Below are 19,925 nucleotides of genomic sequence, written 5' to 3'. Positions count from 1 at the left end.
AAATAAAAACTCCCACCCTCTATTAAAAGCTAGAGGATGGGAGTCTAATCATATTGTACTCACCTCACTAACTGAGCACTATTTGTCTAATAACTATACTTATATTTCTTCTAATCATTAATTTTTTTCTGAATTTTCTCTTTATTATACATAATATGATATATTTTAACTATTGATTTGTCAATGAAATTATTTTATTTTCTACAGCAGTTACAATTAGGTTTATGACACTTATGGCAACAATCGTCATTATTTCCTTTTCTTCTAGCTTCACATTCCATACCTTTATCAAATAATCTAGCTGCTTCTGCTAAATATTCTATTCCTCTATAATTGAACTCTGAATATTCATCCCAGTATTTTTCTGCTTGTTCCCATAATTTTCTAGCTTCACATTCATATGCTAATGCTTCTTTTTTTCTTTCTGCAGATTCACGGAATGCTTCTCTAGCTTCTCTTTCTCTTATTTCAGCTTCTTTTCTAAATCTTTCACAGTTTCTAGGTCTATTTTCTTCTTGATTTGAACATCCACAGTTTGAACCTCTTCTTTCTCTATCTTCATCGTATGCTGCTCTTTCATATTCTTCTCCATCATTTTGGAACCATTTAGCTGTAGCTTCTCCTCTTTCATACCAATCTTCTGGATAACCACCATTTGCATATTTTTTATTTTCCATATAACATATCTCTCCTTTTAATTTTAATTTTTTATGAGATGTTTTGTTTTATCTCATAGTATATAGTATTAAAATTATCAAAATATGTTACATATAAACTTATTTTTTTCCTTTTTTAACTTATTTTCAACATTTTATTCATTTTTTCGCAATATCCCTTATCTTTTATTAGACATAAACTGTTATTTATTTCATACTCAGAATCAGCATAAACCATGATAGCAAGCTCATCATCATCATTTAAAACATCATAATTTACTAAGCAATTCTCAACTATATTCAATATTTCATCTTTATTACATTTTTTAAATCTAAGAAGTGCTCCACATTTTTCTCTAACTATCTTATTAACCTGTATTTTATCTTTAGTAAAAGAGTCTATACTTGAAACTCTATTATCTATTATATCAATCACATCTGAATAAACTGCACTTCCTGTTGCTAGACTTCCAGCTCCCTTACCTACAAAAGAAACTTCTCCTACTGAATCGCCATTTACTATAACAGCATTAAATTCATTGTCTATTCTAGCAAGTATATTATCTTTTTCTACTAGGACAGGTCTAACAAAAGCACTTACTTTATCATTTTCATACTTACTTTGACCAATTAATTTTATCTTACAATTTAATTTTTTTGCATATTCAATATCTTTTTCATCTATATCTGTAATTCCCTCTAAATATACATCTTTCCAATACACTCTATTATCATAAGCTAGAGTTGATAATATTGATAGTTTTCTAGCAGCATCATATCCTAATACATCTGACTCTGGATTGGCTTCAGCAAAACCTAATTCCTGAGCTTGCTTTAACGCCATATCATAAGATAAATTCTCATCATACATTTTAGATAATATAAAGTTAGTAGTTCCATTTAAAATAGCATTTATACTATCTATGTTATTTCCTTCTAATGACTCTATTATTGGTTTTAATACTGGTATCCCTCCAGCAACTGAAGCTTCAAATTTTATACTTACCTTATTTTCACTTGCTAATTTTGCAAGCTCATCTCCACATTCAGCTAGCAAATCTTTATTTGCTGTAACAACATGAATTTTATTATTTAAAGCTTTTTTAATATAAGATAATGTTGGTTCTAAACCACCCATAACTTCTACAAGTATATCTATATCTTTTTCAAATATATCATCTATATTATTAGTTATTATATTAGAATATTTTTTACCTTTATGTTTTTCTAGATTGTTAACTAAAATTCCAACTATTTCTATATTTCTTTTTTCTTTATTATTATCTATTATATCTATAAGTCCACTTCCTACAGTTCCATATCCTAGTACTCCAATTTTCACTTTATTATCCATTTTATTATCCTCCTAAAATTTATAATTTTCCGATTTTTTTTTATTTTCAATCTTTTATTGCAATAAAAATAGACTCATCCCTAGATAAAGGGACGAGTCTATGCTCGCGGTTCCACCCAATTTGATTTCATCATTTATTGATAAAATCCACTTTATACTTTAACGCAGTTAACGGTTAATCTTACTAAAACCTTTCAAGGTAACTTCAGACCACAGCTCCTAGGTAGTTTTCAATTTTTCAAACTTAGAAAGTCTTTCAGCCTTTGAACTTTCCTCTCTGATAGTCGAACTAAATCTACTCTTCCTATTCATCGCTTTTATATTTTTTATGATTATTATAATTACTATTTATATTTTTAAATAACAAAAAACTCCCATCCTTATAACATAAGGACGAGAGTATTATTCCCGCGGTTCCACCTAACTTAATTTTCATATATTATGAAAACTCACTTTACACTTTAACGCAGTTAACGACTATTCTTACTAAAATCTATTAATATAGATAACTTCGGAAAGTAGCTCCTAGGTAGTTTTCAATCTCTCTAATTTAAAAAGTCTTTCAGCCGATGGACTCTTCTCTCTGGCAATCGAATTAGATTTACTCTTCCTATTCATCGCTTTTTTATTTATTATGTTGTAATTCATTTTAAACCCTTCTAAAACAATTGTCAATAGTTTTTTAAAATTTTATCTATTTACACTTAAATTATAAATCCGAAAATTCTATTTCTAATTTTTTACTTAGTTCATCGCTAACTTCTCTTTTATAATTGCATTTTTCAGTATTACTTTCTCTTCTAATTGGCAATGAAACAATAAATTCACTTCCAATCCCAAGTTGACTATTTAAACATATACTTCCATCATGTAATTCAACTAAAGATTTCACTAGTGAAAGGCCAATTCCACTTCCTTTAACCCTATAAGAAAGTTCATTATCAATTTGTTCAAATCTATTAAATATCTTATCTATTTTTTCTTTTGGTATACCTATTCCACTGTCAGATATTTTCATTTTAAACATATCATCTTTCACACATAGAAATATATTTATCTCTCCATTTTCTTTATTATACTTAATTCCATTAGAAAGCAAGTTTAATATTATTCTTTCCAATTTTTCTGAATCAAATAACATAGTAAATTCTTCTATTTCTGTATCAAATGTAAGTTGTATGTTATTTTGACTTGCGAAATCAGCTACAGACATACATATATCCTCTATAAATGAAATTATATCAGACTCTTCTGGTTTGAAATCTAAATATCCTGACTGCATTTTTGTAAAGTCTATAAAATTATTAACCAATCTTAATATTCTATTTCCATTCTGTTTTATCATACCTAGATTTCTTTTTAAAGTATCATTTGATTCTATTAAATCTGCTTCTTTTCTTTCTATTAATTGTAATGAAGACGAGATTAAATTTATGGGGGTTCTAAGTTCATGAGACAAATTTGCAAAGAACTCCATTTTGTTTTTATCCATTTCTTCTTCTAATTTTTTTCTTCTGCTTATATCTCTTGCTGTTCCAATTATTCCAATAACACTTCCATAACTATCAAAAAATGGTCTTTTTGTAATCTCAATACACTTATTTTCATTGTTCATACTTATATTTGATTCAAATGTAACCACCTTTTTATTTTCAACTACATCTTTATCACTTTTAAGTATTGTATCTATTAAAGATTCTTCTGTTGATATTTTATAACTATTCTTTCCTAATAATTCTTCTTTATTCATACAAGCTAGATTTAAAAAACCCGAATTAAATCCAATGTAATTTCCATACACATCTTTATAAAACATATTCTCTGGAATTGAATGTTCAATCATCTTCATTAAGTTTTTTGAATTATAGTTTTTGTTACTATTTCCACTATATATTATATTATCTATTATTCCTATAGTTCCCAAAAGTTCATCTTCATCATACAAAAAATATTTTTCAACCATGAAGAATGTTTCTTTGTATTCAAACAGATTTTGTAAAAATCTTTTTTTACTCGATACACCTTCTATATAATCATTCCTAAATAATTTTCCGGTACTTTCTCCCCATACTTCTACATCATTCTTCCCAAATATATCTTTTGTTGTTTTAATATTATTATTTAATATTGGAACTAAATTTTCGCTACAATCTATGTATATGCCTTCTTCATCTTTTATATAGGCTATTTTTTCTTTTTTATTAAAAGAATCGATTACTTGTCTGTAATCAAATACAATCTTGCAAAAATACAAAATTATATGTGATTCTCCTATTATTTGTTTTTTTATGTTTATCCAATTTTTAAGTGTTGGTATATATCTTTTTACACAGTTTACATTATCTGAAAATAACTCATTAAAATATTTCTTGGCTTTAAATACAGGTAATAAATCTAATATATTTTCGTCACAAAGTCCTTCTTCTAATTTTAATATTTTCCCCATACCTTTACTTATATATTCTACTCGATACTCTATATTTTCTTGTTCCTTTATAACTTTACAATATAAAAAAGGAACAGGTATATTTTTTATAAAATTTACATATTTATTATGGGTATCCATATCCTAACCACTACCTCTCAATGTTATTTACAATAGTACTCTTTAAGTAATTATATGACAATTTTCTATTAATTATAACATATTTTATAAGATTTTCTTGTAAATAAATTTAATTTTATGTAATTTATTATTTGTTTATAATTATTTGTGTCGCTTTTTTCTCATCAGTTATTATGTGTGTTATGTATCCAGTCTTCAATGCACCTATTATTGCACTTACACTAGAATCTGAACATATGGCTATAACCTTTTTTGCTTTTTTTAATTTTTCAAGAGGTATTTGTATAACATAGTCATTATCACTTTTAATTATTTCCCCATACTTATTAAAATAATAAGATAAAAATGAACCTACTGCCTTCTCTTTTGTAAGCTTTTTCCCAAATCTAATTGCAGTAGCTTGGTCTGGTACCTGTGGGTAATTATCTATGGATAAAATTATTGTGTCAATATTATCCCATTTTTTCTCCATACTTTGATAATTTTCAGTTTTCAAATATATATCTCTTTCTTCACTACTAGTTGGGAATGCAGGCGCATATAAAAATACAGGACTAAATCCTGTACTATTTGAAAATACAGATATTAACTCATTAGGATGATATCCTTTGTTTGGTATATTTGCCATCCCAACTAATGGATATACCTCTCCTTTAAAAATACAATTATCATCACTCTTTTGCATTTCTTCCATTATATTACCTATAATATAACCCCACCCTATTCCTACATTACTGACCTTATTTAATTCTTCTTTTATATACTTTATTCCATGACTTAGTATAGTTTGTTGAGTTATATATTCAGTTTTAGCTTCAGGAACTATTAACCCGCCTTTAATACTAAAAATATCTTTTATTTGATTCATCAATAAATCATTACTAGAAAACAATTCTCTGATTTCTATTTTTACTATTCCAATCTCTTTTGCTCTATTTAACATCTTACTCACTAAGGGTCTTGATACACCTAAGATTTTTGCAATTTCTGCTTGAGTTTTATTTTCTTCATAATACATTTTTGATACTTCTACTAATTTCAACATTTCATTATCAATAGTCATATTTTCATCCTTTCAAAGTTGATTATAAATTAAAATTATATCATTAAATAAATTTTGTCAAGTTGTATTAATAATAAAAAAAGTCTAGAAAAATCCTAGACTTTTTAGCTTAAATATCAACATTCTTGCATTAATTCAATTATAAAACCACCATTAATTATAAATGCACATTTCAAGTTATCTCCTACATTAAAAGGTTCTACAATTACTTCATTCTCACTCAAGTATTTATCCATATTTTTTACTTTATATGCAACATGAGGATTCTTTTGCATTATTTCTGGAAGTGGACTTCCTTCGACAAATCTCAAGTATTCATATTTAAACTCTGTATATTTTGGGTCTGTTATATAAACCTTTAATTCTTCATTAAATTCCTCATGTTCTTGTGGTTTGTCTGTTATGACACCTATATGTACAAATTCCATAAATTTACCTCCAATATATTGAAATTTATGTATTACATTGATATTTATATACTTAACTTAGTATATATTACTTATACTCCTTCTTTAATTCTTCAAATAACTTATATGCTTGTTCTGGTGTATTATTCTCGTGAACAATAGCTTTTATTGCTTTTATCATTGCTTTTGGACTTTCTGATTGGAATACATTTCTTCCCATATCAACACCTGCTGCACCTTCGTTTATAGCTCTATAAGCCATCTCTAATGCTTCTTTTTCTGGGACTTTTTTTCCTCCTGCTATAACTATAGGTACTGGACAAGCAGCTGTTATTTTCTCAAAATCTTCACAGTAGTAACTTTTTACTATACTTGCTCCAAATTCAGCTAGCATCCTAGTGGCTAACAGGAAGTATTTTGCTGTTCTTTCCATTTCTTTACCTACTGCAACAACACCCAAAACAGGTATAGAATATCTATTTCCCATATCTATTGTTTTAACTAAATTTTCTATAGCTTTACATTCGCCTTCAGCACCCATAAATGTCTGTATAGCTAGACAAGATGCATTCATTCTTATAGCATCTTCTATATCAACTCCAATTACTTCCCTACTCATATCTTCTCTAAGCACTGAACTTCCTGCTGAACATCTAAGTGCTATAGCCTTATCCTGAATTGGACTTATACATGTTCTCAAAGCTCCTCTTGTAGCCATAAGACAATCTGCATCTTCTATAAGGTCAGGTATTGAAAGGTCTAATCTCTCTAACCCTTGAGTAGGACCCATGATATACCCATGGTCAAAGGCTAACATAAGTGATTTTCCTGTTTTAGGATTGAATATTTTTGACAATCTATTTTTCATTCCCCAATCCACATTATCCATTCCTTTTAAATAAAAGCTTTGTTCTGGAGGCTTTATACCTACTCCGTAATCTTTTGGTAGTATTATTCCATCTTTATCTGCCATTTTTTATCTCCCTTTAATTCAATCTAATTTTTTTTAAAGTAAGGTGTATTACATGGTGAATTGAAATATCTTAACAATTCCTCATTCATTCTAGCTATAAATAGTTGGAATCCAGCTGTTTCTTGAGTAGTTAAAAGCTCACCAACATGATTTGAAAGTACTTCTATATTTTTTTCTTGCAATATTTTATGACATTTTCTATACACTATTAGCATTTCCATCAAAGTAGTAGCTCCTGAGCCATTAACTATTAACATTACTTTTTCCCCATCTTTAATGTCTAAATCTTTAATCAAAGCTTGTGTCATTATTTCAGCAGTTTCATCAGCAGACTTCATTTCCATACGTCCACCTCCACCTTCTCCATGTTGCCCCATTCCTATTTCCATCTCATTTTCTCCAAGCTCAGAAATAACCATTCCTGTAGATGGATGAGTAGCTCCCTTACATGCAACAGCTATAGTCGCCATATTATCAGCAAATTTTTGTGCTATTTCTGCAACTTCATCTAAAGATTTTCCTTCTTTAGCAGCTCCTGCAGCTATTTTATATAAAGGTATACAACCAACCAAACCTCTTCTATCATCACTATTTTCTCTTGGTGCATTTGCTATATCTTCTTGAGTAACAACTTTTTTAACATTAAGTCCTTCTTTTTTAACTTGTTTCATAACAAGATTTCCTGTCAACATATCTCCTGCATGATTAAGGACTACAAACAGTACACCTTTGCCTCTGTCAGCCATTTTTATAGCTTCTAAACAAGAATTTGGACCTGGAGCTGCAAATACATCTCCAACTACAGCTATATCGACCATTCCATCACCAACAAATCCACTCAATGCTGGTTCATGACCTGCTCCACCTAGAGTGACTATTGTTACTCTTTCTGCTTCTTCTAATTTTTTATTTATTACTAAATTGGAATCTGTAACTCTCAGTAAATCTGAATTTGCAAGTTCTAAACCTTCTAAAACTTCTCTAGTTAAATCTTCTGACTGGTTAATAAATTTTTTCATTGGCATGATAAATTCCCCCTATTAAATTTGTTATATTTATTATTTAATTTGTTAATCTAATTTATAATGCGTTATATAAACCTTTAAACATCAGTGATATAGAAACAGCACCTGGGTCCATATGTCCTAGACTTCTTTCTCCTATACTTTTTGCTCGTCCAAATTTTGCTATGTAAGTTTTAGTGTTCTCAGCACCTTCTACTGCTTTTTCATAAGCTAATCTAAAGATATCTACTATGTCATTACTCTGTACATTATAAATAGCATCTATGGCTGGATATAATGCATCTACCAAAGTTTTTTGACCTATTTTAGCAGTAGAAATAAGAGATAAATTTTCTCTTGCTTCATTAAACATACCTTTTATTTCTTCTATTTCAAGTTCATCTTTATCATCTATTCCTTCAGCCATTCCCTCAAATATAGTCCCCCATAAAGGTCCTGCTGAACCACCATTTACATTCATACATAAAGTACTTAAATCTTCATTGATTGATTTTATGCTATCATTTTTATTTTCTTCTAATGCTCTTTTTTTCATACAATCTGCTATTCTATCTATAGTAACCCCATGGTCACCATCTCCAACTACACTATCTAATTCACATAAATATATCTTATTTTCCTTTAATATTTCCGCCGCACTTATCAACATTTTTTTCCATGTAGTAGTTGATAACATTGAACCATCTCCTTATTAATATCTTGATTCAATATTATCATATGTAATAACAAATGTAAATTATTTTTAGAAAACGTTTTTACAAAATTTACATTTGTTATATTAAACAATGTTTCTTTTTTTAAAGTTTACTTTAAACTTTCATTTCTTATCTTTCTAAAATACAGTCTTGAATTTACTTCATAGCCTATAACAATAGACCAACTGCTAAAATACATCCACGTCATAAGTACAATTATTTCAGCTATACTTCCATAGATTACTTCATAGTTAGCATAATAATTTGTATAATAAGAGTACAAAAATGACACTAAGAACCAAGAAAACGTAGCAAAAATAGCACCTGGTGCAGATTCTTTCAGAGTCAACTTTTTATTTGGTGTATATTTATACAAAGCTGTAAATATAACTATTATTGTTAAAATACCTACAGAGTATCTTAAAATATCCCATATCCTTATAAATATCTTATCTAATCCTATAAAATTAAAAATAAAATAACCTATTTTCTCTCCATAAACCAGAAATATCATAGATAAAAAAATTAACACTAAAAGCATAATTGTAAATAAAAATGATATAGATAGGATTTTAAAAAAAGACCTAGTTTCTTTAACTTTATACGCTCTATTCATCCCTTTAATAAGAGCTTTTACTGCTCTTGAAAATGTCCACATAGTAAGTCCAAAACTGACAGCTAAAAAATTTAAACTTCTATTATCTATTGCAGAAACTATAATTGAAGATAATACATCAAAAGCACTTTCTGGCATCATATTTCTAAAAAGTTCTATATATTTATTTAAATGAAGAACTGGTATATATGCTATAGAACTTATAGTAAATATTAAAAAAGGAAATATAGACAGCATCAAGAAAAAAGATACTTCTGCTGACTTTGAACTTAATTCACTGTAATTAGATTTTGCAACTATATATTCAATCAATTTTTTATCTATCCCAAACATAAATATCCCCTTTTCGCTCAAATTAATTTCATTATACAATATTAATTATACTCAGATTCATACCATAATATAATTATTTAAGTAAAAATAACATAAATAAAAGCTGAAAATAACAATTCTACTAACATTTCTATATTCTAATCAATGAAAGTAAATTATAATTTTCAGCTAAATAAATATTATCATAAAACTATCTTATAAGATAGTTAAACATCTTTTATTTTAATTTTTCAACCATAATATCTATATATTCTTTTAGACCACTTAGTTTTTCATCTGCTTCAACCTCACTAGCTCCTTTTACAGCTATGTAGAATTTAAGTTTTGGCTCTGTTCCAGATGGTCGTATTGCTACCCAAGATTCATCTTCCAAGAAGTATTTTAAAACGTCAGACTTAGGAAGATTATCTATACCTTTTTTATAATCTTTTTTATCCACTACTTTGATGTCATTTATATAATCAATTTGATTTTCTCTAAAGTAAGATATTATTTCTTTTATCTTTTCTACTCCTTCTATACCCTTTAAAGTCAAAGATATAGTCTGCTCTTTAAAAAATCCATATTTCTTATAAAGTTCTATTAGACCTTCATATAAACTCATGCCTTTTGAATAGTAAAATGCTGCCATTTCAGATATTAATAATGAAGAAACTACTCCATCTTTATCTCTCGCATGAGTACCAACTAAATAACCATAACTTTCTTCATATCCAAATACATAATTTCTGTCTTTATTTTGTTCAAATAGTTTTATTTTCTCACCAATAAACTTAAAACCTGTAAGAACATTTAACACATCAACATTATTGGCTTTGGCTATATCTGCTCCAAACTCTGATGTAACTATAGTTTTTATCATTGTAGAATTTTCTTTTAACTTATTATTTTCTTTTAAACCTTCTATTATATAATGTGTCAACATACCACCGATTTGATTACCTGTAAGTAGAGCATACTCTCCTGTGGTAGTTTTTACAGCTACACCCACTCTATCGCAGTCTGGGTCAGTTGCTATTACAAGGTCTGCTCCTTTTTCTTTTGCAAGTAATATTCCTCTATTTAAAGCTTTTTTCTCTTCTGGATTTGGATAATCAAGACCTGCAAAATTTGGGTCTGGATTTTCTTCTTCTGGAACTACAATTATATTTTCAAATCCAACTTCTTTTAATGCTCTTCTTATTGGTATATTACCTGTTCCACAAAGAGGTGTATAAACTATTTTAAAAGCTTTACCTACATTTTTAACTAAGTCTGTTCTTATAATTTGACTCTTTACTGCTTCTATAAATTCAGTATCCTGTGATTCATCCAATAAAATAACTAAATGTTTATTATCTTCACTTAAAGTTGGTATTATACTGTAATCATGTATACTATTTACTTTCTCAGTTATTGCATTTGCTATATCTGGCATAACTTGTGCCCCATCTTCCCAGTATACCTTATATCCATTATATTCAGGAGGATTATGACTGGCTGTTATAACTATACCCGCTATTGCATTTAGATTTCTAACTGCAAAAGATAATTCTGGAGTGGTTCTTAAACTATCAAATATATATGCTTTTATACCACATGCTGCCAAAGTATTTGCAGACTCTATACAGAATTCTCTAGACTTGTGTCTATTATCATGAGCTATCACTACTCCTCTATTTTTTTCTTCAGCTGTCGTATTTTCTAATATATAGTTAGCCAATCCAAAAGTAGCTCTTCTAACTGTATATTTGTTTATTCTATTTGTACCTGCTTCGATTATACCTCTAAGACCAGCAGTACCAAATTCTAAGTCCTTATAAAATCTATCTTCTATTTCTTTTTCATTACCTTTTATCTTATCTAATTCTATCTTTGTATCTTCATCAAAATATGAACTTTTTACCCACTCTTCATAAGTTTTCCTATAATCCATAATAAAATCCTCCCTATCTTATGTATTTATTATAATTGTATAAACAAATATTTTTTATATAATTATACTTCTTCTATATATTTATTAACTGAGCTAATAAATATATCTGCCATTATTCTATGACCTTCTTTTGTTGGATGTAATCCATCAAAATACAAGTTTTTATATCCTTTTTGTTCCATGCACTTATTATATCTCGAATAAAAATCTACAAACTCAGTATTAAATGTTACACTAAACTTTTTTACCCAACAATTATATAATTCTAACTTTTTGGATACTAGATTAAAATCAGTAAAACGACTCCAATCTTCTCTAACATTTGGAATATCTGGTTTCAATGGTATACCTATTATAGGTATGATATTTTTTGAATATGCTTGATGCACCATAGCCATTATATTAGAATTAATAACTTCATTTCCTGCTCCAACAATCAAATCATTGGTACCACCCATTATAAAAACTATATCAGGAGAATTTTTTACAACATCTTCATTAAATCTAACTAACATACCACTTGTTGTATCACCATTTATACCCTTATTTATTATTTCTAATCGAGTCTCTTTATTCACAATGTTTGTCCATGAATTACTTCGTGATACTCCAAACCCATATGTTAAACTGTCTCCTAAGCAGACTATTTTCATCTTATCCCCCCTTAGATATATTTTTATGTTTCAAGAATAATCTAACAGTTTAGTTAATTCATATTTTATACTTTTTTATCTTTCAAGTAAAGTTATTATAGTTACTAATTTAATGTAGATATATATCTATACTCTTTCTTCCCCAATTTGATGCACTTCCTTCACTATTCATAAAAATATCTATTCTGTTACCTTTAATTGCACCTCCACAATCTTCTGCTACAAAAGTCATACCCAATTTAGGTATATATACTTTTGTTCCATATGGTATTATACTAGGGTCGACTGCAATAACACCCCATCTTGGAGTCGTTCCAGTTGATGTTATTGTATCTCCTGCATATGCAGTAGCAACCACTTTCATATGTTTTCCACCTCTTATATTTGCTCCTCTTGATGCAATCAATACTTTTTCTTTAGTTCCATATTTTATAATTTTTGTAGTTGGCTCCTTAGATATTAATTCTTTTGATAAGATTTTTTTGACTAACTTTCCATCATGGTAAGTTAATTTATAGACTAGTTTTTTTTCTCCTTCTTTTCCTTCTTGATAGACCTTAGATTTTCCTTTTAATAAATTACTATCATTCACATGCTTTGTCTCAAATGGAATCTTTTCAATTTCTTCTTTTTGATTATTAGTTACTTTTACAACTTTTATTTGCATATCATCTTTTAATTCTGTATCTAAACTTGGATTAATTTTATCTTCAGAATTATACTTAATACCCTGTTCATCCAAGAGTTCTTCAACTGTTTTTTTAAATGAAGAGACTTTTTGCTCTTTACCTTTAACTGTTAAACTTATATCTTCTTTATTTAATATAGAATAAATACTTACCAAACTCAGCAAAATTGATACACTCAATAAAGATGATATTATTATCCTTTTTTCTCTTTTCTCCATAATAATCTCCTTCCCTATTCAAACTTCAAATTAGTATTATTCATTACAGATTTAATCTTATATTATATATGTATATTATAGATTTCAAAATTTATGTAACTTTTTTGTAACTTCTAAAATCATTAAAATCATTTTTAGACAGTTTAAAAGCCATCACACATACTATTTTTAAATAATCAGTGATTAATATAATAATTTGAAATAATATCATAAACAATTTATCTTTCATCCTAAAAAAGATGGACATAGAGGAAACAAAACGGAAAGATGGTACACAGATTAAAACACATTGTATACCAATATTGACTATGATAAAATGAATTCATATGCAGATTAGAAATTTTTATGATTGGGAGGAACAAAATGAAATTTGAACGTTTAAGAACCAGTAAAGATAGATTATACTATAAAGCTATGGAATTATATAAAACTAGTTTCCCATTTCATGAGCAGAGAAAGTCTTCTTTGCAATCAGAAATTATGGAAAATGAAGAATATCAATTCAATTTAATTTATGATAAAGACAAGTTTGTTGGCATAATTTTGTGTTGGGAAACAGAAAGCTTTATTTATGTAGAGCATTTTTGTATTTTTCCAGAAATGCGTAATAATATGTATGGGCAAAGAACATTGGAACTTCTAAATAAAAGGGGAAAAACTGTTATTCTAGAAATTGACCCTCCTATTGATGATATTTCAATCAAACGTAAGGCTTTCTATGAGAGAGTAAAATATAAGGCAAATGATTATGAACATATTCATCCACCATACCAAGATAAATTTAGTGGTCATAATCTAGTTGTAATGTCTTATCCAGAAATTCTATCTAAAATGGAATATGATAAGTTTAATCAATACTTAGGGAACCATGTAATGAATTTCTAGATACAGTCCCTCTCTATTGAACTTTGCAAAATATCATAACAATTATATAAAGCAGTTGATTCACTATAATTAGCTGCTTTTTTAATATTAATTAATGTTATAAAATAAAAGATTCCTTTTCCTTGAACAAAAGAATTATTCCATAAATTGGACTATATTATGAAATTCTTTTCTATTTTCGCACAATAAAGGAGATAATTCAAATTTTTATGTTGAAACATCTCCCTTTAACTTAAGTAATCTTTAAGTCTTATATTAAATTTTTATTTATTATTTATCTTTTAACAATTTCTCTAATTCCAAAAGATTTTCAATTACAGACTCAAAAATTGGCTCGTCTCTAAGTTCATTATAACTATCATCACTAAACACAATTAACAGATTCGTATATACATTAAAAGTATAGGAATTTTTAGATTTTACTTTATCAAAAAATCTCATTTGGCTAACATCCAAATTTTCATGTATGGGATATTTCTCTAATATTTCTTTTAAACTATATAAAGCTTCTTTAGCTTCTTCTTTCATATTAAAAAATAAAAACGTTAAAGATAATTCCATATAATCCATATATATATTAAAAAATGCACCTTTATCTTCACTAAGTATTTTTTTTATTTCTAAAGAAAAGTTTGCATACCCTAGTAACTTATCTTTTATATATTCCATTTCTTTCTCTATTACTTTTTTATTAGAATCTCCATCCTCCAATTTTTGCTTTAATTCCTTATATTGATATTTGTATATATTAATTATTCCTTTACAATCCATACTTACATTGAATACATTAGTGAACAATTTATTTTGAAGCAATATTTCTGCTTCTTCCAACCTATTTTGATTTAAATATATCATAGCTAAATTGACACTTGTATCTCCTATTGGTTCATGTATCATACTTAAGTACAACTCTGCCTTTTCATAATCTTCCAACATATAATATGCATTTGATAATATAATGAGTGCTGTTTCTTTAATTTGAATATCATCTGTATTTCTTACTATATCTTCAAGAATATTTGTTGTTTCTTTTACTTTGTTGTTCAACTCATTCTTACCAAATTTATATGAATACATCTGGTACAGTGAGCATATCTTTAATTTTAATAAATAACATTTAGGATACTTATCTATGTACATATTAGAAAGTTTTTTCACAGATTCTAAGTCTTCTTTACATTCTTCTTTTGGTTCTTCTGTTGATAAATCAATTTCAATCCCAGCAAAAACTGCTTCTAATTCTTGATAAATTTTCATTACTTCTTCTTCACTTAAATCAATCTTATAATTCATAAGCTTATCAATAGATACATTAAAAAAATCTGCTAATAGTGGTAATAATTCTATATCAGGATAAGAATTTCCACTTTCCCATTTTGATACTGCTGGTGTTGAAACCCCTATAAATTTTGCCAATTGCTCTTGAGTTAGATTTCTTTCTTTCCTAAGAGTTTGTATGACTTTACCTATTTTAATTTGCATATATACCTCCCTAGTACATCTGTTGTAATTTAAGTATATAAAAAAAGTATTTACTAGTAAATCGAGGCAAAGTTAATAAAATGTTCATAATTTAACCATTGGTTATATTTTAGTTGGTTATATTTTAGTCTAAAATTTTCTTTCATTGACTTAAAGTAGATTCCACATCTAATGATAATAATACTTGCTATTAATAACCTATTTGTAATCACACTTATTTATACTATAAGTGACATTCTCATAAAGAGCACATTTAATATAAATAAATCATTTATAGAGCTAATACTATAAGACTAATATTACATTATATACATTTCTTTATTACAATCTGTCTATTTTATTATTTAGCCAACAGATTATGTCCTCAAATACTTCTTCCTTATTTATCTCATTTAATAATTCATGTCTTCCATCTTTGTAAAGCTTACAAGATACATCTTTTACCCCTAAATTTATATATCTGTCCCTAAGTCTTAATACTCCCTTTCCATTTTTTCCTATAGGGTCTTTATCGCCAGATATTATATAAATAGGAATATCAAGAGGTATTTTTTTTAGATTTTGCTTATCCTCAATTTCTTTTAATCCTTGAATCAAATCATAAAAAAAACCACAACTACACACTACTCCACAAAATGGGTCATTTATATATTTCTCAACTTGTTCTCTATCTCTACTCAGCCAATCAAATTTAGAGTTTTTATTTCTTTTTATGATTTCTCCACCAAATATCAAATCATTTATTTTATTACTTCTTGAATTTCTTCCATGTTTTTTAATTTCATGATTAATTATCATATGGGCAAAATTTAAGATAATCCCTTGTTTTCCATTTGAACCGCATAGTATAAGACCAGACAAATTATCATGGTAATCCATTATGTATCTTTGACTTGCAAACGAACCCATACTATGTCCAAATAAATAAATTGGTAAATTCCCATTTTCCTTTTTTATAATATTTGTTAAAGTGTGCATATCTTCTACAAGACATCTAAATCCTTCTTTTTCAGCTAAATGACCAACATTTTCTATTGTCTTCGCAGTCTTTCCATGACCTCTATGGTCGTTAATATATACTATATAGCCATTTTTAGTAAGTTCTTTAGCAAAAGGCTCATACCTTTGTGCTGTTTCAGCCATTCCATGTGAAATTTGGATAACAGCTTTTGGATTGTTTATATTTTTATCTTCCCATTTGTATGTATATATATCTAAATCTTCCTCTCCTTTGAAAGTAAAGTTTGTACACTTCATAATTATCCCTCCAGATTGATTTTATTCAGTATATTAACTTATATATTATATTACAAGTATTTTCAAGTCAAAATCTTTCTATATGCTTTATGATTTACTAGCCATTTATACAAATGACTATACAAAGTTATATAATAATTTAACAACTTAAATCTTAATATAAAAAACAATACCTAGATATACTTGGACATCATATTGACATTAGAATCAATTCATGATATTCTGTTTTCGTTAAAATACAATCCAAAGATAAAGGAGATATTTCATGGATTATTCAAATGAATTAAAAGAACTCTTTCTAATGAATCAAACTTATGCTACTCTCTTTACCCTTACAAACAAAATACAAATAGAAGGAGATAAATATTTTGGTATACTTACTTCAAGACAGTATATGACTATTTTATCTATTCTCCATTTACCAGAAGAAGAAACAACATTAAATAATATCGCAAGAAAAATGGGTACAAGTAAACAAAACATAAACAGACTAGTTTCTAATCTTGAAAAAAGTGGATATGTTAAAGTAGTTCCAAGTCCTCATGATAAAAGAGCTATTAATGTTAAAATTACAGACTTAGGAAGAGAAGTTATGATAACATGTAGTAAAATTGGAATAAATTTTATGGCTGATGTGTTTCATGAATTTAGTAAAGATGAACTGGAAACTTTATGGAGTTTACTAAAAAAAATGTACCGTTTTAATGGTGAAGAACAAGATGGATTTGAAGAAGATGCTAATTTTATGGAAGACGAAGAACTAGATAAAATTAAATCTGAACTACTTGAAGAGTTTTCAAGAAGAAGAAATGAGATAAACAAAACTTACTAATATTATAATATTTATAAAGGTATATAAATTTAAAATTAATTTTTAAAAAATAAAAATTTTAATTTCTCAATACTACTAACAAAATGATTAAAGTGATATTTGTTAGTTATAAGAAAAGAACTCTATATTAAGTATAAATATAGAGTTCTTTTCTTGTAGTTATTGTACTCTTAAAAGCATATCATTTAGTTTTTGTAAATCATTAAATGGTTGGCTACAGCTATTGTTTTGACACACATAATAAGTAGTCTTATTATTCTTTAATTTATAATCCTTTAAAAAATCTATCTTGGCATTTTCTTCATTGTATTTCTTTACTAAAAAAGTTGCATTTGGTATAAAATTTTTACTTATTAATTCTTTAAATCCAATCAAATCAGAGTCTTCTTTTAAAATACATATAATTTCTTTGGTAGGATAAAGTTCATACATCAATGAAAGCATATAGAAACTATACCCAGTTGGAGAATTTTTTACATTATCTACATATAGTTTTAATTGTTTATACGATATTTCTTCAAGTTTGCTATCACCAGTAATCTTTGCAAGTCTTATAAGATTGTATAATTGAACAGAATTTCCTGATGGAATAGCACCATCATACAAATCTTTTGGTCTTGCTATTAAATTTTCACTATCCTTACCATATATATAGAATCCACTTTTTTCATAATCCCAGAAAAGGTCAATACAGCTTTCATTTAAATTCAACGCCTTTTCTAAATATCTCATATCAAATGTTGAATCATAAAGCTCTATATATGCCCATATTAAAAAAGCATAATCATCTAAATAAGCTAAATAAGCAGAACTTCCTTCTCTATATCTAGCTAACAATCTACCTGACTCATTTACAAGATTGTCATTTATAAAATCAAGGCATTTATTTGAATACTCTAAGTACGCATCATTTTTTAGAGTATTATAAGCCTTTGCCAAAGCTACTATCATCAATGCATTCCATGAAGTAAGTATCTTATCATCTTTATGCAAAGATGTTCTTTCTTTTCTATATTCAAATACCTTTTTACTAAGATTAGCTATTTTTTCATTATATCTATCATATTCTTTGTTTTTTATAAGATTTGGGATATTTTTACCCTCAAAATTTCCACCATTAGTTATATCAAAATAATCATTAAAAAACTTTCCATCTTCTTCACCCAGTACATCAATTATTTCAAGAGGATTAAATGTATAAAATTTTCCTTCTTCACCTTCACTATCAGCATCCTGTGCTGAATAAAAACCACCTTCTTTATCTTGCATCTCTCTAATCACATAATCTATAGTCTTTATAGCGATTTCTTTATATAATTCTCTTTTTGTTATTTTATATGCATCTAAATACGCTATTGTAAGCATGGCATTGTCATATAACATTTTCTCAAAATGAGGTGCTAACCATTTTTTATCAGTTGAATATCTTGAAAAACCAAATCCAATATGGTCAAACAAACCTCCTCTATACATTCCATCTAAAGTTTTTTCCACCATTTTTAATACATCTTCATCTTTTTCTATACTATAGTATTTCATCAAAAACATAAGGTTTTGAGGACTTGGAAATTTAGGTGCATTTCCAAAACCACCATACTTTTCATCATAGATAGCCTTAAATATCCTAACAGATGACTTTAACATCTCTTTTGATAACTCGCCATCTGTATTTTTCACTCCAAAATCATCTTTAAGAGCTTCTATTATTTCATCTCCAGATTTTATAAGTATATCTTTGTTTGTTTTCCATTTATCAGATACACTTTCTAATAAATCTATAACACCAGGTCTATTATATCTTGAATACTTTGGGAAATATGTTCCTGCAAAAAAAGGTTTCTTATCTGGTGTCATTATTATAGTCATTGGCCATCCGCCACTGCCTGTCATAGCTTGACAAACTGTCATATATACACTATCTATATCAGGTCTTTCTTCTTTATCTACTTTTATTGCTATAAAGTTTTTGTTCATTATTTCAGCAACTTCTTTATCTTCAAAAGATTCTTTTTCCATAACATGACACCAATGACATGTTGAATACCCTACACTTAAAAATATTGGTTTATCTTCTTCTTTTGCTTTTCTAAAAGCTTCATCATTCCAACTATACCAATTTATAGGATTGTACGCATGCTGTAAAAGATATGGAGATTTTTCATTTATTAGATTATTAGGTTTTTTATTATTTTCCACAATACCACCTCATTATTGTTTTATTATATATTTTGCAATAAAAAAATAGATATACACTTATATTAAGTGTATACCCATCTTAACTACATATATTTAGATTTTTATCTACT

17 protein-coding genes and 2 other annotated features are annotated in these 19,925 nt (G+C 27.4%); of the genes, 2 read left to right on the top strand and 15 right to left on the bottom strand.

Going from position 1 to position 19,925, the window contains the following annotated elements; translation table 11 throughout:
* Window positions 1–194: 194 nt before the first annotated feature.
* The 12 genes from Q3287_RS17780 to Q3287_RS17725 form a co-directional block, all read right to left on the bottom strand.
* Entirely contained in the window at window positions 195–677 is a 483-nt protein-coding gene (locus Q3287_RS17780; protein WP_407964569.1) for a hypothetical protein, read from the bottom strand.
* A 115-nt stretch (window positions 678–792) separates the two neighbouring features.
* Window positions 793–2,010, bottom strand: a complete 1,218-nt coding sequence (locus Q3287_RS17775) for a homoserine dehydrogenase (RefSeq protein ID WP_219673492.1) — start codon at window positions 2,008–2,010, stop codon at window positions 793–795.
* Between the two features lie 85 nt (window positions 2,011–2,095).
* Window positions 2,096–2,331, bottom strand: a binding site (T-box leader).
* A gap of 65 nt (window positions 2,332–2,396) precedes the next feature.
* Window positions 2,397–2,637: a binding site (T-box leader), on the bottom strand.
* A gap of 82 nt (window positions 2,638–2,719) precedes the next feature.
* A complete protein-coding gene (locus Q3287_RS17770; protein ID WP_407964568.1) occupies window positions 2,720–4,576 on the bottom strand; it encodes an ATP-binding protein in 1,857 nt (618 codons plus the stop codon).
* 127 nt (window positions 4,577–4,703) lie between these two features.
* Window positions 4,704–5,639 (bottom strand): sugar-binding transcriptional regulator, encoded by a 936-nt coding sequence (locus Q3287_RS17765; protein ID WP_407964567.1) that lies wholly within the window; start codon window positions 5,637–5,639, stop codon window positions 4,704–4,706.
* A 116-nt stretch (window positions 5,640–5,755) separates the two neighbouring features.
* Window positions 5,756–6,067, bottom strand: a complete 312-nt coding sequence (locus tag Q3287_RS17760) for a hypothetical protein (RefSeq protein ID WP_054270065.1) — start codon at window positions 6,065–6,067, stop codon at window positions 5,756–5,758.
* 67 nt (window positions 6,068–6,134) lie between these two features.
* The gene (lsrF, locus tag Q3287_RS17755; protein WP_054270064.1) at window positions 6,135–7,019 is read right to left on the bottom strand and encodes a 3-hydroxy-5-phosphonooxypentane-2,4-dione thiolase; all 885 of its coding nucleotides are present in this window, start codon (window positions 7,017–7,019) and stop codon (window positions 6,135–6,137) included.
* 23 nt (window positions 7,020–7,042) lie between these two features.
* Window positions 7,043–8,044 carry a dihydroxyacetone kinase subunit DhaK gene (locus Q3287_RS17750; RefSeq protein WP_167640462.1) on the bottom strand — a complete coding sequence of 334 codons (1,002 nt, stop codon included), beginning with the start codon at window positions 8,042–8,044 and terminating at the stop codon, window positions 7,043–7,045.
* Window positions 8,045–8,099: 55 nt separating this feature from the next.
* Window positions 8,100–8,720 carry a dihydroxyacetone kinase subunit DhaL gene (gene dhaL, locus Q3287_RS17745; protein WP_054270062.1) on the bottom strand — a complete coding sequence of 207 codons (621 nt, stop codon included), beginning with the start codon at window positions 8,718–8,720 and terminating at the stop codon, window positions 8,100–8,102.
* A gap of 128 nt (window positions 8,721–8,848) precedes the next feature.
* Window positions 8,849–9,688, bottom strand: coding sequence for a YihY/virulence factor BrkB family protein (locus Q3287_RS17740; RefSeq protein WP_054270061.1), 840 nt, complete (start codon window positions 9,686–9,688; stop codon window positions 8,849–8,851).
* 217 nt (window positions 9,689–9,905) lie between these two features.
* Complete coding sequence (locus Q3287_RS17735) at window positions 9,906–11,603, bottom strand: phospho-sugar mutase (RefSeq protein ID WP_407964566.1); 1,698 nt, start codon at window positions 11,601–11,603, stop codon at window positions 9,906–9,908.
* Window positions 11,604–11,665: 62 nt separating this feature from the next.
* Window positions 11,666–12,256, bottom strand: a complete 591-nt coding sequence (locus Q3287_RS17730; protein ID WP_407964565.1) for an SGNH/GDSL hydrolase family protein — start codon at window positions 12,254–12,256, stop codon at window positions 11,666–11,668.
* Window positions 12,257–12,365: 109 nt separating this feature from the next.
* Window positions 12,366–13,163, bottom strand: coding sequence for a 3D domain-containing protein (locus Q3287_RS17725; protein WP_167640464.1), 798 nt, complete (start codon window positions 13,161–13,163; stop codon window positions 12,366–12,368).
* A 363-nt stretch (window positions 13,164–13,526) separates the two neighbouring features.
* Here Q3287_RS17725 and Q3287_RS17720 point away from each other — a divergent pair, with 363 nt between their 5' ends.
* On the top strand, window positions 13,527–14,048 hold the full coding sequence (locus Q3287_RS17720) for an N-acetyltransferase (RefSeq protein WP_054276537.1): 522 nt from the start codon (window positions 13,527–13,529) through the stop codon (window positions 14,046–14,048).
* A 270-nt stretch (window positions 14,049–14,318) separates the two neighbouring features.
* Here Q3287_RS17720 and Q3287_RS17715 read toward each other — a convergent pair whose 3' ends face one another.
* Both Q3287_RS17715 and Q3287_RS17710 read right to left on the bottom strand, forming a co-directional pair.
* Window positions 14,319–15,530 (bottom strand): helix-turn-helix domain-containing protein, encoded by a 1,212-nt coding sequence (locus Q3287_RS17715; RefSeq protein WP_407964564.1) that lies wholly within the window; start codon window positions 15,528–15,530, stop codon window positions 14,319–14,321.
* Window positions 15,531–15,851: 321 nt separating this feature from the next.
* Window positions 15,852–16,787 (bottom strand): alpha/beta hydrolase, encoded by a 936-nt coding sequence (locus Q3287_RS17710; RefSeq protein WP_054270055.1) that lies wholly within the window; start codon window positions 16,785–16,787, stop codon window positions 15,852–15,854.
* 265 nt (window positions 16,788–17,052) lie between these two features.
* Between Q3287_RS17710 and Q3287_RS17705 the strand changes: the two genes are divergently transcribed.
* Window positions 17,053–17,619, top strand: a complete 567-nt coding sequence (locus Q3287_RS17705) for a MarR family winged helix-turn-helix transcriptional regulator (protein ID WP_054270054.1) — start codon at window positions 17,053–17,055, stop codon at window positions 17,617–17,619.
* Window positions 17,620–17,778: 159 nt separating this feature from the next.
* Here Q3287_RS17705 and Q3287_RS17700 read toward each other — a convergent pair whose 3' ends face one another.
* Window positions 17,779–19,815, bottom strand: a complete 2,037-nt coding sequence (locus Q3287_RS17700; RefSeq protein ID WP_407964563.1) for a thioredoxin domain-containing protein — start codon at window positions 19,813–19,815, stop codon at window positions 17,779–17,781.
* Window positions 19,816–19,925: the final 110 nt, after the last annotated feature.

It is taken from the genome of Clostridioides sp. GD02404 (assembly GCF_045898275.1).
Lineage (GTDB): Bacteria > Bacillota > Clostridia > Peptostreptococcales > Peptostreptococcaceae > Clostridioides > Clostridioides difficile_A.
Note: the sequence above shows the minus strand (reverse complement) of the source record. Positions and strands in the feature narration are given on the sequence as shown.

Excerpts from the sequence above, each read along its gene's own strand:
- Q3287_RS17775 (WP_219673492.1), bottom strand. The coding sequence starts at position 2,010 with ATGGATAATAAAGTGAAAATTGGAGTACTAGGATATGGAACTGTAGGA.
- Q3287_RS17730 (WP_407964565.1), bottom strand. The coding sequence starts at position 12,256 with ATGAAAATAGTCTGCTTAGGAGACAGTTTAACATATGGGTTTGGAGTA.
- Q3287_RS17760 (WP_054270065.1), bottom strand. The coding sequence starts at position 6,067 with ATGGAATTTGTACATATAGGTGTCATAACAGACAAACCACAAGAACAT.
- Q3287_RS17740 (WP_054270061.1), bottom strand. The coding sequence starts at position 9,688 with ATGTTTGGGATAGATAAAAAATTGATTGAATATATAGTTGCAAAATCT.
- dhaL (WP_054270062.1), bottom strand. The coding sequence starts at position 8,720 with ATGTTATCAACTACTACATGGAAAAAAATGTTGATAAGTGCGGCGGAA.
- Q3287_RS17705 (WP_054270054.1), top strand. The coding sequence starts at position 17,053 with ATGGATTATTCAAATGAATTAAAAGAACTCTTTCTAATGAATCAAACT.
- Q3287_RS17770 (WP_407964568.1), bottom strand. The coding sequence starts at position 4,576 with ATGGATACCCATAATAAATATGTAAATTTTATAAAAAATATACCTGTT.
- Q3287_RS17780 (WP_407964569.1), bottom strand. The coding sequence starts at position 677 with ATGGAAAATAAAAAATATGCAAATGGTGGTTATCCAGAAGATTGGTAT.
- Q3287_RS17750 (WP_167640462.1), bottom strand. The coding sequence starts at position 8,044 with ATGCCAATGAAAAAATTTATTAACCAGTCAGAAGATTTAACTAGAGAA.
- lsrF (WP_054270064.1), bottom strand. The coding sequence starts at position 7,019 with ATGGCAGATAAAGATGGAATAATACTACCAAAAGATTACGGAGTAGGT.
- Q3287_RS17725 (WP_167640464.1), bottom strand. The coding sequence starts at position 13,163 with ATGGAGAAAAGAGAAAAAAGGATAATAATATCATCTTTATTGAGTGTA.
- Q3287_RS17720 (WP_054276537.1), top strand. The coding sequence starts at position 13,527 with ATGAAATTTGAACGTTTAAGAACCAGTAAAGATAGATTATACTATAAA.
- Q3287_RS17735 (WP_407964566.1), bottom strand. The coding sequence starts at position 11,603 with ATGGATTATAGGAAAACTTATGAAGAGTGGGTAAAAAGTTCATATTTT.
- Q3287_RS17765 (WP_407964567.1), bottom strand. The coding sequence starts at position 5,639 with ATGACTATTGATAATGAAATGTTGAAATTAGTAGAAGTATCAAAAATG.
- Q3287_RS17710 (WP_054270055.1), bottom strand. The coding sequence starts at position 16,787 with ATGAAGTGTACAAACTTTACTTTCAAAGGAGAGGAAGATTTAGATATA.
- Q3287_RS17715 (WP_407964564.1), bottom strand. The coding sequence starts at position 15,530 with ATGCAAATTAAAATAGGTAAAGTCATACAAACTCTTAGGAAAGAAAGA.